The sequence below is a fragment of the Microbacterium sp. CCNWLW41 genome (assembly GCF_037083505.1).
This window is the reverse complement of the sequence record NZ_JBAOJP010000017.1, coordinates 18,412-31,029: the sequence shown is the minus strand read 5'-3', so window position 1 is coordinate 31,029 and position 12,618 is coordinate 18,412. Positions and strand designations below refer to the sequence as shown.

The following is a 12,618-nucleotide window of genomic DNA, read 5'->3' as shown; positions in this document are numbered from 1 at the left end:
CCACCCTAGGCCGCGCCACGGATCGGGGCATCAGACGGCCTTGCGGAGGGTGAACCCGCGCGGCGTAGCCACGAACCCGGCCTCCTGCAGCACCCGGCCGAGAGCGGAGCCGAGCTCGGTGCCGTACATGCTCTGACCGTTCACCTTCTCCACGGTCAGCGTGTCAAGGCGGCGGGCCCGTGCGGTCGCCGCGAGATCGGCGGCGGCGGCGCGCAGCGTGTCGGGGTCCTCGCCGAACGCCAGTACCGTGCGTCCGCCCCGCTCCAGATAGAGCACGAGGGATCCGTCCACGAGGACGACCACGGCGCCGGCCTTGCGGCCGGGGCGATGCGACACCTCGTCGAGGCGTGGCCAGGCGAGCGCGGCACCGTAGGGGTTCGCCGGATCCGTCGCGGCGAGCGTGACCGCCGAGCGGGGCGGCGGATCGGCGAGGCCGGCGAAGGTGCGCAGTCGATCGACCGTGGTCGAGGCGGCGAACTGGGCGGCGCCGAGGCGTTCGATCACGTAGCCGCGGCGGCAGTGCCCGGCCTCCTCGAACCCCGCGAGGACCCGGTAGGCCTGCGCGAAGCCGCCCGGGACTCCCTCCGCCTGCACGGATCCCCGTGTGACGACGCCGTAGCGGTCCAGCAGCAGCCCCGCGGTCACGGTGGCCCGTCGGGCCGGGTCGGTCTCCCGCTCCGGCAGCAGCGACCAGCGCCCGCCGGCCGTCGCGGGGCGGGCGGACGACGGGCGCGCCAGGGAGACGCCGCGGAACGTGCGGGCGCGAGGAGCACGGCGCGTCACCCGGTGCGCCTGGGATCCGCCGGAGAGCAGGGCGCGGATGGGCGCGAACGTGTCGCCGGTCACCTCGCCGGCCCAGACCAGGTTCCACAGTGCTTCGAGCACGGCCTGCTCGCTCGTGGCCTCGGCGGCGTCGCGCAACTGCGCGGGGAAGAAGGCGCCGCGCCCCGTGAGCACGGACCGCAGCCGGAGCTCGAGCGGGTCCGCGGCGTCCTCCTCCACCGGGCTCAGCGCCGGCTCGTCCGCGTCGGGGAGCGTGAACGGCGCGAGGTCGGCCGGATGCAGCGAGACCCAGCCGTCCCGACCGGGCAGGGCGCCGTGCCCGGACCACACGACTTCGCCGGAGGACAGCAGTTCGTCCAGCATCGCCGGACTGTAGTCGCGCACGCGCTGGGGGAGGATCAGCGACTCCCAGGCGCTCGCCGGGATCGGCACCCCGGCGAGCTGCTCGACCACGGTGGCGACGCCGTCGACCCCCTCGAGCGGACGCGACAGGTGCTGCCACTGCGGCAGGAACCGGGCGAACGCCTCTGGGGCGACGGGCTCGACGCTGCCGCGGATCGCGGCGAGCGAGCGCATCCGCAGCCTCCGCAGCACCTCGGCGTCGCACCACTCCCCGTCCTCGGAGCCGGATGCGGTCGGCGGGAGGAAGTACCCGCTCGCCACCCGCCCGTCGCCCTCCAGCCGCTGCAGCGCGTGCCGGACGACGGCGGCGCCGAGCCCGAAGCGGCTCGCCGGAGCGGACGCGGGGAACGGCGCGTGGGTGCGGGCGTATCGGGCGAGCAGGTCGCCCAGCGGGTCCGCGACCGGTTCGAGGAAGGCGACCGGGATCCCGACCGGCAGGGGCACGCCGAGCGCGTCACGGAGCCGTCCGGCGTCCTCGATGGCGGCCACCCGCGGCACGCCGCCGACCGTGACCTCGATCGCCCGCCGGGCCGCCACGAGCGCGGCCAGGTGCGCAGCGGCCTCGGCCTCCGTCGCGTGCGGGGGAGCGTCGGGGGCGGGCTGGGCGCGTTTCGTCTCGGTGCTTCGCTCCTCGCTCAACGACCGGGAGGGGACGGCGTGGGGCGCCGGCTCCGCGCTGTGCTCCTCGTCCCGTGTCCGCGGGGCCTCCGCGGGCTCCAGGCGCAGCGCGACCTCGGCGGCGTCGAGCGGACCGAGCACGCGCAACAGGTCCGCGACGCCCTCCACACCGCGCGCACGGCGGCTTGGGTCGAGCCGTTGCACCTCGCGCTCGAACTGCGTCATCACGTCCGGGTCGAGCAGCTCCCGCATCTCGACCGTGCCCAGCAGCTCGCCGAGCAGGGCGGGATCCACCGACAGCGCCGCGGCCCGTCGCTCGGCGAGCGGCGAGTCGCCCTCGTACATGAACGCGCCGACATAGCCGAACAGCAGGTCGCGGGCGAAGGGGGAGGGCTGGGCCGTCTGGGTCTCGACCAGCCGGATCCGTCGATCGGCGATGGCCGTCGCGAGCCGGCGCAGCGACGGCAGGTCGTACACGTCCTGCAGCACCTCGCGCAGGGTCTCCAGGATGATCGGGAACGTGGGGTGCTTGCGTGCGACCTCCAACAGCTGCGCCGACCGCTGCCGCTGCTGCCACAGCGGGGTGCGGCGGGTGGGGTTCATCCGCGGCATGAGCAGGGCGCGGGCCGCGCACTCCCGGAACCGGGAGGCGAACAGCGCGGAGCCGCCCACCTCGTCCGTGACGATCCGCTCGAGCTCCTCGGGCTCGAACACGAACAGCTCGGCGCCGGGGGGATCGGTCTCCGCGTCGGGGATCCGGACGATGATCCCGTCGTCGCTCGCGACCGCCGATCCCTCCACGCCCAGGCGCTCCCGGACCCGCGCGTTGACCGCGAGGGCCCACGGCGCGTGCACGGTCTGTCCGTAGGGGGAGTGCAGGATCAGCCGCCAGTCGCCGATCTCGTCCCTGCTGCGCTCGACCGTGAGCGTCCGGTCCGTGGGGAGGGCCCCGGTCGCCTCGCGCTGCTCGTGCAGATGGGCGAGCAGGTTGGCCTGCGCGCGGTCGTCGAGCCCGGCGGCGCTCAGACGCTCCCGCGCCTCGTCCGGCGTGGCCGCGGAGACCTCGCGCGTGAACCTCCCCAGCGCCTCGCCGAGCTCATACGGGCGCCCCAGACCGTCGCCGTGCCAGAACGGCACCCGTCCCGGCTGTCCGAACGCGGGGATCACGTTCACCCGGTCGTGCGTGATCTCGGCGATCCGCCAGCTCGTGGTGCCCAGAGTGAAGACGTCGCCCACCCGCGACTCGTAGACCATCTCCTCGTCGAGCTCGCCGACCCGGGCGCCGGTGGTCTCTCCGGCCACGAAGACGCCGAACAGGCCTCGATCCGGAATCGTGCCCCCGCTCGTGACCGCGATGCGCTGCGCGCCGGGTCGCCCGGTGAGCGTCCCGGCGTCCCGGTCCCACACCAGGCGGGGGCGGAGCTCGGCGAACTCGTCGGACGGGAATCTGCCGGCCAGCAGGTCCAGCGTGGCCTCGTACGCGGATCGGGGGAGGGACGCGAAGGGGGCGCTGCGGCGCACGGTGTCGAACCATTGCTCGACGTCGATGGGATCCAGAGCGCAGGCCGCGACGGTCTGCTGGGCGAGGATGTCGAGCGGGTTGCGCGGCACGGCGATGGCCTCGATCTGCCCGGCGAGCATGCGCTCGGTCACGATCGCCGTGTGCAGCACGTCCCCTCGGTGCTTGGGGAAGAGGGACGCGCGGCTGATCTCGCCGACCTGGTGGCCCGCGCGGCCCACGCGCTGGAGGCCGGATGCGGCGGACGGCGGCGCCTCGACCTGGATCACGAGGTCCACGGCGCCCATGTCGATGCCGAGCTCCAGGCTGCTCGTGGCGACCACGCACCGCAGGATGCCCGCCTTCAGCTCCTCCTCGACGACGGCGCGCTGCTCCTTCGAGACGGATCCGTGGTGCGCCTTGGCGAGGACCGCCTCGGCACCGGCGGTCGAACCCGACTGGGCGGGACTGGCGGCCGGGACGGCGGCGTCGGGCAGGTCCAGGCCGAGTCGCTCGGAGTAGATCTCGTTCAGCCGCCCCGTGAGGCGCTCGGCCAGCCGCCGGGAGTTCGCGAACACGATCGTGGAGCTGTTCTGGAGGATCCGGTCGACGATCGCCTCCTCGACATGCGGCCAGACGGAACCGGTGACCTCGGTGTTCTCGGCGAACCCCGTCGATCCGTCGTCCGCGCCCGCCGGATCGGGGGCGCCGGGCGGCGGGGGCGGGTTGAGCATGTCGTCGATGGGGACGACGACGTCCAGGTCGAACGTCTTCGAGGCCCGCGGCGCCACGATCTCCACCGGCTGGGAGCCCCCCAGGAAACGGGCCACCTCGTCGATCGGGCGGACGGTGGCGGACAGCCCGATCCGCTGGACGGGCGACTCCGCGCCGTGCCCGCGGCGCAGCGCGTCCAGGCGTTCCAGGGAGACGGCCAGGTGCGCGCCCCGCTTGGTCGCCGCCACGGCGTGCACCTCGTCGATGATCACCGTGTGGACGTCGCGGAGGGTGTCGCCCGCACGGCTGGTGAGCATGAGGTAGAGGGACTCGGGCGTCGTGATGAGGATGTCGGGCGGATCGGTCTGGAGCTTGCGGCGGTCCGCCGAGGACGTGTCCCCGGAGCGCACGCCCACGGTCACCGCGGGGGCGGGCACCCCCAGTCGCCGGGCGGCCTGGCCGATGCCGATGAGCGGCGAGCGGAGATTGCGCTCGACGTCGACCCCCAGCGCCTTCAGTGGCGAGATGTAGAGGACGCGGGTGCGCGAGACGCCCTCGGCCGGGGTCGTCGTGCGCCGTCCGCGCCGCCGGGGCGCGGTCTCCTCCGGATCGGGTTCCGCTCCCGCGGTCTCCGTCCGCTCCCGGAACACCCGGTCGATCGCCCAGAGGAAGGCGGAGAGCGTCTTTCCCGACCCCGTCGGGGCGACGACCAGGGCGTTCCTCCCCGCCGAGATCGCCTCCCAGGCTCCGGCCTGGGCCGGGGTGGGCGCGGTGAACGCCCCGCGGAACCAGTCCTGGGTCGCGGGGGTGAATCGGTCGAGGACGTCGGTCGCACCCACCCGTCCATCATCCCGGCTGCCGCCGACATCCGGACCCGTCGCATCCGATGGAGGCGCGGCGGGGGTCAGGCGGGCGTCGGCGGCGGGGACCAGGTCGTCGTGAACGCGCCCCAGAGGAGGGGGCTGAAGCGGCGGTCCCCGGTCTCGGTCCAGCGGACCCGCTGCGCGCGCTGCCACGCCGTCAGGGTCGCGACCGGATCCTCCGCGTCGTGCGCGGCGTCGACGGCCAGCACCGCCTCGGCCAGCATCCCCTCGGCGTCGTCCCCCAGACCCGGGACGAAACGGCGCAGGCCCGCGTCGGTCGGCAGGGTCCACCGGGTCGCCGTGACGTACTCGGCGCCGCGGTGGGCGAAGGCGGCGACGAGCCCGGTCGGCTCGGCGTAGCGCAGGTCCCCGCCGGAGTCACAGGCGACCAGCGCGACGCGGTTCGGAGCGGTGAGGGGACCCATCGCCGAGGTGCCGAGGGCGATGTCGGCCGCGGAGAGCGGGCGGTGCTGCCCGAGCGTCCCCGCCGAGCCGGGCGTGGTCGCCGGGTCGGACAGGTGCATGCGCGCGTCGAGCGCGTGCGTCGAGGCGGTGACGTGGCCGACGTACAGCAGCCGGGAGGCGCCCTGCAGCTCGAGCGCCAGTCGCTCCCGGGTGATGTCGTCACGGCGGATGCGGCTGTGCGGATCGTCGCCCGCGGGGGGATGCCGTCGCGCGGCGTGCTCCCGCATGCGCACGGCCAGCGGGGCGTTGTCCGCCACCGGGCCCAGCACGCTGCCCAGCTCGCTCGTCGCCGGGAAGCCGGGGACGACCGGATCCACGACCGTGACGACGGGCGCCTCCGGGTCCCAGGGCGCGACGGCCCGGGAGGGATCGTTGCGGAGGGTGGCGGGAAGCAGCGCCGAGACGTCGACCATGTCGATCGTCCGCTCGTCCCCGGAGGTCGCGAGCATCTCCCACGGCACCTGCGCGGTCGAGGGGGAGGACTGCACCCGCAGGCGGGGGCGTCGGCCGGCGTGCTCGAGCGCGTTCAGCTCCAGCCCCAGCCAGGCCGGGATCAGCGCGGCGGTCAGCGCGGCGGCCAGCGAGCGCTCGCGCTCCCGGTCCAGGAGCTCGCCGGCCGAGAGCGCGCGGCGGAGGGCGTCCGTGCCCCCTTCCCCGGCGAGGGGCGTCGGCAGCGCCCAGGCCAGCCGACCGAGGACCGGGGCGATCTCCGCCCGGGGGAGGACGGTCATGCGCGGCGAGTCGAGCTGGTGGTCCCATACCCAGCTCACGTAGAGGTCGTCCGCGTCCACGTACCGGACACGGGCGGTGGGCCGTCGGTCGCCGAGGTCGACGAGGACCTCGCGTCCGTCCGCCCGGGTCCCCAGGGCCGGCGGTCCGAGCAGGCGCATCTCCCGCCAGTTCTTCACCATGCGGCCACCACCGTGTCCGCGCGCACTCGCACGCCGTACTCGGCTTCGGCACGGACGATCCACTCGTCCAGGGCGGCTCCCGTCCCCGGTGCGCGGCGCACCCGCGGCGGCAGCGCGAACCGCGGGATCGAAGCGGAGCCGGACCCGCCCCACAGGCCGGACGCGGCGGCGGGGAGCAGGGCGGCGTCCGGATCCGCGCGCTCCATGGCCGGATCCGACGGGATCAGGTCTTCGCGCCGGAACGGATCGAACAGCGGCGCGATCCCGGGCGCCTCGGTCGTGCCGGACGGGACCGCCTCGGACTGCAGGGTCGCGGAGGCCGCGGCGTTCTCGACGAGGTCGAACATCAGCTCGGCCTCCCGGAGCACCCCTGCCAGACGGAACGCGAGCTCGCGCGCCGGGGCGGTCACGGCCAGCCCCCACCGCTCGCGCACCGGTCCGGGCGGGAAGTCCTCGCGCAGCGCCTCCGTCGCGAGCAGCACCGGCACGGCGATCTCCAGGGCGGTGCGCAGGCGCTGCATCCGTCGTCCCGGCAGCGGCGTCACCGACGCCCACTCGGCGTACGCCTCGGCGCGCCGGAGGTCCACGCGGCAGCGTTCGTGCACCGCGCGGGTGAGCCCCCGTGCCGCGAGGTACGACTCCTGCGCCTCCGCGTGCTTCAGGAGGGCGGACTGCGCGTCGCCGAGGAACCCGTACGCCTCGCGCAGCTCGTGCACGGAGCCGAGCGCGGTGAGCTCCTCGATGAGCCCGCGGAGGATCTTCAACCCCTGCGCCGTGCGCCGGGTCTGCAGCAGGACGGATGCCAGGCCGGTCCTGCTCGCCGCGAGCCGGGTGACGAGCCCGGCCTCGCGGGCCAGGTTCGCGGCCTCGGAGAAGAGCTCCTGCGCCTGCTCGACCCGGCCGTCCTGCAGCGCCGAGCGGGCGAGGTTCTCGACCGCGAGCTGCCGGGTCGCGGCGTCGCCCTGCTCGCCCTGCATCTGTGCGGCGAGGCGCAGATACTCCTCGGCGCGCGGGTCCCCGGTGCGCTGGGCGATGACGCCGAGGTTCGTGTACGCGTGCGCGGCGAGCGAGGGCTCGAACGCCATCGCCGCCTCGATCGTGCGGTGCGCCTCGGCCTCCGCCTCGGCGAGGCGGCCGACGAGGATGAGGATCCCCGTGCGGATGTTGTGCGTGGACAGGGTCAGCAGCTCCCGCTGATCCAGCTCCTCGCCCGCGGCCTCGATCTCCGCGGCCGCCACGTCGAGCGCGGCGAGCGCCTCGTCGTTGCGATCCAGCGCATGCAGGACCTGCACGCGCGAGAGCCGGCCGTTGAGCTGCACGGTGCGGGTCGCCCGCTCGTCGCCGATCTCGGCGAGCGCGGCCTCGGCGGTGGCGATGCCCTCGTCGGTGAGGGACAGCGCCTCGGCGAGCCGTCCCTGCCATTCGCGCACGGCGGCGAGGTTCAGGATCGCCCGGGCCCGCAGGTCGCGGGCCTCGCCGTCGATCCCGCGGCCGTCGTATCCGGGGTCCTCGGTGGCCGCGAGGACCTCCTGCAGAAGCTGCTCCCCGCGGGCGAGGTCTCCGCGCTGCATGCTGCGCGCCCCGTCGTTGTTGCGGTCGCGGTACGGTCGCCAGCGTGCGGTCGCCGGGACGCGCCCGCGGACCGCGGACGGATCCTCGCCGGGGCCGAACGGATCCGGTGCCCCCTCGACGGCCGGCGACCCGTCGGTCACGCGGTGGCCTCCGGGGCGCCCTCCGCGGAGAGGGCTCGCTCGGCGAGGGACCACGGATCGGCGACGCGCGCGGCGGCGAAACGGAGCACGGCGTCGCGGACCTCCGCCGGCTCGGGGTCGAGGGGGACCGGCGTCATCCGCTCGTCCCAGATCCGGAGAGTCCGTCGCGCGACCGGGAGGATGAGCGTCTCGACGCCGACCGGCACCTCACCGGCGAAACGCTCGCCGTCGTGGCGCAGGACGACCTCGACGCCCCGCGGCGGGGAGTGCCTCGGGTCGGGCCCGAAGCGGGCGCGAAGCGGGCCGGCCTCGCCGCCGGCCACCGCGTCGGCCTCGATGCGGAGGGTGTGCGTGCCCGCGTCCGCCAGGATCGCCCAGCGGGAGTCCGCATCGGCGTGCAGGGTCTGCGCCGGGACGGCGGCCCAGGGGACCGCCGCCGCGCCGGACGCGACGGCACGGCCCGCGGCGCCCGTCGCGCCTCCGGCGGCGAGCGCCCAGTCGTCGCGGGCCGGCGGGGTCGGCGTCGGCGCAGAGAGGTCCTCGAGGTCCACGCCGTAGTCCTCGGCGAGCCCGACGAGCGTACGGGCGAGCGCCTCGGACTCGGCGGAGACGGGTGAGGGGACGGCGGCGAGGGCGGCCAGGGCGGCGCGGCCGTCCGCGAGAGCGTGGACGACCGCGTCCTCGTCGTCCAGCAGATGCTCCAGGCCCGCGGTCAGCAGGATCCGTTCGGCGTCGATGAGGCCGGCGGAGAGGGGCGGCAACGCGATGCCCGCCGGCCACCAGGAGCGCGCCCAGGACAGGTGCGCCCAGCGTCGGAGCTCGGCGCGCAGCGGCCCCTCATCGGCGGGGAGCGTGCGGGAGGAGTCCGCCGGCGTGACGGACCGCACGGCCTCGGCGACCTCGTCCCCGTAGACGTCGGCGAGCCATTCCTGCGCGACCTCCGGGTGGAGGACGAGTGCGGTCGGGGTCGCCGGCCCGTCGATGTGCCAGCGCAGAAGCGCGCCGCGCCCTTCGACGAGGGCGGTCGCCGACGGGGGCGCGGGCGGGAGGACGGACCCGTCCGCCCCGTCCTCGTGGGCGGAGATCCGGATGCCGCCGTCCTCGGTCGGCGTCAGCAGAAGAGTCATGCGGCTCCCGGGAGGTCCCGGCCGAGCGCGGCCTTCACGCGGTGGCGCTGGTCCATGATCACCGAGCGCAGCACGCCGTCCAGCAGATCCCAGACCTCGTCGGCGACAGGCGGGCGCCCCCGCAGTTCCCGTCCGTGGACCCGGACCCAGAGCCGCCGCAGATACGCGCGGCGGGCGTCGCGCACGTCGTCGCGGAGGGACTCCGGCACGCCGCTGGCATCCCCGGGGAGCCGCAGCACGCGACGCACGTACGCCTCCCGCGACCAGCGCCCGTGCAGAAGACGGACGCCGCGCGCCGGGCGTGGGGAGGCGGAGGGCCCCAGCGCCTGTCCGGACTCGCGTCCGAGCATCATGACGACCCGGCTGCGCTCGTCGGCGAGCTGCCAGGGCGCCGCCGAGCGCGCGATCTCGTCGGCGAGCAGGTCGGCCGCGTCGCTCGGGAGCTCACGCGGGGATCCGGAGGACAGTGCGGCGAAGAGCCGCTCGAAGACCGAGCGGTCGAAGGGGAGCGGCAGATCGCGTTTCGTCGCGGTGCCGCCGAGCCGGGGCACGGGGATCGTCTCGTGGGCGGTCAAACCGAGATCGCGCGCCGCGCCCGGGGCGGCGTGTCCCGCGGCCGAGGCCGTGCCGGAGGCGGTGGCGACGAGCGCGGTGAACGAGGCGTCGGCGTCGTCCGGTTCCTCCACGCAGACGTCGAGGAACCGCTGCGCCAGGGCGTCGGCGTCCGGCGTGGGGGAGGGCAGGGGCGCGGCGGCCGTCCAGGCGTCGGCGAGGGACGCGTCGAGGATCGCACGCTCGGCGTCGTCCTCAAGCAGCGCGCGGATGCGCGTCAGCAGCGAACCGCCGGTCTCCTGCTGCACCTCGGAGACGGTGCTCGCGGCGATCGCGGCCGCGTCCGGACCGGGCATCCCCGTTGACCGGGCCAGCTCGAAACAGCGCTGGAAGTAGAGGTCCTGCGGGTTGCCCTCGGTCACGCCGAGCGCCCGCCGGGCGCGCTTGAGCTCGGGGAACCAGGCGGCCGTCGCGGCGAGATCGTCCCGCGCGCCGTGGATGCGTGCGGTCAGCTCCGACGCCGCCGCGGGGTCCAGGGCGGATCCGGCGAGGTGCGGGTTCTGCACGGGCCGGATCACCAGCGGGTCGAGGATGAGCTTCACGGTGCGCGCGAGCGGCCGGCCGGCGGGGTTGCTCAGCGCCTCCACGTCCGCGCCGAGGGCTGCCCAGGCCTCCGTGATCACCGTCGCGCGGGCGCGTCGTCCCGTCCCGGACCCGGCGACGGGGTCTGCGGCCGCGGGCGGTGAGGAAGTGCGCACGGTCCCACCCTAGCCATCACGCGCCGGGCGGGACCGAAGCCGTGATCGGGAGGGATCAGCGCTCGGCCGGGATGAGGATCCACAACACGATGTACACCCAGAGGGGCAGCCCGGCGAACACCATGGCGAGCACGGTGAGGATGCGCACGACGGTGGGGGACCACCCGAAGCGGGTCGCGACGGCGGCGCACACGCCCGCGAGGACGCGGCCGCGGCGGGGGCGGATGAGATCGTTCATGCTCTCATCCTCCCGCCGCGACCGCGCCGCGTCACGGGGGCTGGCCCGACTCCTCGAGGAGAGCTGGCCCTACCCCGCCGGGTGGGCATCCCGGACGAGGAACCCGTCCTGGGGATCCAGCTCCAGGCGCAGATCCAGCTCCAGCCGATCGAGGAACACGTCGTCGTGACTGACGACGAGCACCGCGCCGCGGTAGGCCCGCAGCGCCTCCACCACCTGGTCGACCGTGTCCAGGTCGAGGTTGTTGGTGGGCTCGTCGAGCACGACGAGATGCGGTGCCGGGTCGGCCAGCAGGACCGTCGCGAGGGCGACCCGGAACCGCTCGCCCCCGGAGAGGCTGGCGACCGGTCGGTCGACCGCTCCGCCGCGGATGAGGAACCGCGCCAGGCGGTTGCGCAGTTCCTTCTCCGGGATCTCCGGGGCCCGCGCGGCCACGTTGGCGAGGACCGACGCGTGCTCGTCGAGCCCGTCGATCCGCTGCGGCAGGTACCCGATCCGGTCCGTGTGCGCCTCCGCCCGCCATGCGGCGCGCAGGTCCGGCGTCGCTGCGTCGTCCTCCGCGGCGCGGGCGGGCGCGGCGTCCTCCGCATCCTCGGGGGCTGCCGGGCGCGCGTCGGCGGAGGCGACCAGCCGTCGCAGCAGCGTCGTCTTGCCGACGCCGTTGCGCCCGACCAGCGCGACCCGTTCCGGCCCCTGGACGATCCACGATCGCTCCCCGTCGCCGAGCGTCGCGATCCGGCGGGTTCGGGACACCAGCGGATCGGGCAGCTCGATCTTCATCGTGGCGTCGTCGCGGATGCGCCGACCGGCCTCGTCGAGGGCCTGCCGGGCTTCCGCCTCCTTCGCCTGCACCTCCCCGCGGAGCCGTCCCGCCGAGACCTGGGCTGCCATCTTTCGGCCGTGGGCGACGATCTTCGGCACGCGCTTCTCCAGCTCCGCCTTTCGGGCGGTGCGGGACCGGTGCGCGAGCTTGGTCTCCGCCTCGATCCGCTGCCTCTTCTCCTTGCGGAGGGCCTGGGCCGCGTCGCGCTCGTCCTGCTTCGCGGACTCCTGCTCCGCGTCCAGCCAGGCGCGCCAGGCGGAGTACGGGCCGCCGAACACGCTCAGCGTGTGGGCATACAGCTCGGCGGTGTCGTCCATCAGCTCCAGGAGCGCGACGTCGTGGCTGACCACGATGAGCGCCCCGCGCCAGGAGCGCACCATGTCGCCGAGACGGGCGCGCGCGTCGCGGTCGAGGTTGTTCGTCGGCTCGTCGAGCAGCGTGATCGGCGCCCGACGGGCCCGGATCCCCGCGATCGCGACGAGGACGGCCTCGCCTCCGGAGAGCTCCCCGACCGTCCGGTCCAGGAACGAGGGGTCGAGGCCGGCCTCGGCCAGGGACGCGGTGGCCCGCGCCTCCACGTCCCAGTCGTCGCCGACCGCGTCGAAGTGGGCGGGGTCGACGTCGCCGGACGTGATGGCGCGGACGGCGTCGAGCGCCTCGGCCACGCCGAGCAGCTCGGCGACGCGGGCGTGCGTGTCGAGGGTGAGGCGCTGCGGGAGGTACGCGACGTCGCCGCCGGTCGTGATCCGGCCGGCGGTCGGCGTCTCCTCCCCGGCGATGAGGCGAAGCAGCGTGGACTTGCCCGAGCCGTTGCGCCCGACGAGGCCGGTACGGCCTGCGCCGAACGCGCCGGAGACGGCGTCGAGGGCGGTGGTGCCGTCCGGCCACGTGAAGCTGACGCGATCGAGGACGACGGAGGACTGGTTGAGGGGTGTTGACATGAGCGGCTCCCGGGGTATGCGGGTGCGCTGATCCCGGTGGCTCCCGAGGCCTCCGGACGGAGACGGGCGCCGTGCGGACCGGTGCCCGGCGGCGAGGCCGGCGGCGGGCGGATCCCTGCTCGTCGAGCGGCTCCGGAAGGGGCGGCTCAGAACGGCAGGCGGCCGGTGGCGGGAAGGATCGTCGGATCAGCGCGTGGACAGGACGCGGAGACG

Annotated in this window: 7 protein-coding genes; all 7 read right to left on the bottom strand. The window is 75.3% G+C overall.

Annotated elements, in window-relative coordinates; translation table 11 throughout:
- Nucleotides 1-30 precede the first annotated feature (30 nt).
- Nucleotides 31-4,854, bottom strand: a complete 4,824-nt coding sequence (locus V6R91_RS35220) for an Lhr family ATP-dependent helicase (protein WP_336399193.1) — start codon at nucleotides 4,852-4,854, stop codon at nucleotides 31-33.
- Nucleotides 4,855-4,919: 65 nt separating this feature from the next.
- On the bottom strand, nucleotides 4,920-6,254 hold the full coding sequence (locus V6R91_RS35215) for a CHAT domain-containing protein (RefSeq protein WP_336399192.1): 1,335 nt from the start codon (nucleotides 6,252-6,254) through the stop codon (nucleotides 4,920-4,922).
- Complete coding sequence (locus V6R91_RS35210; RefSeq protein ID WP_336399191.1) at nucleotides 6,248-7,966, bottom strand: hypothetical protein; 1,719 nt, start codon at nucleotides 7,964-7,966, stop codon at nucleotides 6,248-6,250. The genes V6R91_RS35215 and V6R91_RS35210 overlap by 7 nt, the downstream gene beginning before the upstream one ends.
- Nucleotides 7,963-9,093, bottom strand: a complete 1,131-nt coding sequence (locus V6R91_RS35205; RefSeq protein ID WP_336399190.1) for a hypothetical protein — start codon at nucleotides 9,091-9,093, stop codon at nucleotides 7,963-7,965. Before V6R91_RS35205 ends, V6R91_RS35210 begins: the two co-directional genes overlap by 4 nt.
- A complete protein-coding gene (locus tag V6R91_RS35200) occupies nucleotides 9,090-10,403 on the bottom strand; it encodes a hypothetical protein (protein ID WP_336399189.1) in 1,314 nt (437 codons plus the stop codon). Before V6R91_RS35200 ends, V6R91_RS35205 begins: the two co-directional genes overlap by 4 nt.
- A 55-nt stretch (nucleotides 10,404-10,458) precedes the next feature.
- Nucleotides 10,459-10,641: a PspC domain-containing protein gene (locus V6R91_RS35195; protein WP_067248683.1), complete on the bottom strand. Its 183-nt coding sequence runs from the start codon at nucleotides 10,639-10,641 to the stop codon at nucleotides 10,459-10,461.
- Between the two features lie 69 nt (nucleotides 10,642-10,710).
- The gene (locus V6R91_RS35190; RefSeq protein WP_336399188.1) at nucleotides 10,711-12,405 is read right to left on the bottom strand and encodes an ABC-F family ATP-binding cassette domain-containing protein; all 1,695 of its coding nucleotides are present in this window, start codon (nucleotides 12,403-12,405) and stop codon (nucleotides 10,711-10,713) included.
- Between the last annotated feature and the right edge of the window lie 213 nt (nucleotides 12,406-12,618).

Excerpts from the sequence above, each read along its gene's own strand:
- V6R91_RS35215 (WP_336399192.1), bottom strand. The coding sequence starts at position 6,254 with ATGGTGAAGAACTGGCGGGAGATGCGCCTGCTCGGACCGCCGGCCCTG.
- V6R91_RS35205 (WP_336399190.1), bottom strand. The coding sequence starts at position 9,093 with ATGACTCTTCTGCTGACGCCGACCGAGGACGGCGGCATCCGGATCTCC.
- V6R91_RS35195 (WP_067248683.1), bottom strand. The coding sequence starts at position 10,641 with ATGAACGATCTCATCCGCCCCCGCCGCGGCCGCGTCCTCGCGGGCGTG.
- V6R91_RS35190 (WP_336399188.1), bottom strand. The coding sequence starts at position 12,405 with ATGTCAACACCCCTCAACCAGTCCTCCGTCGTCCTCGATCGCGTCAGC.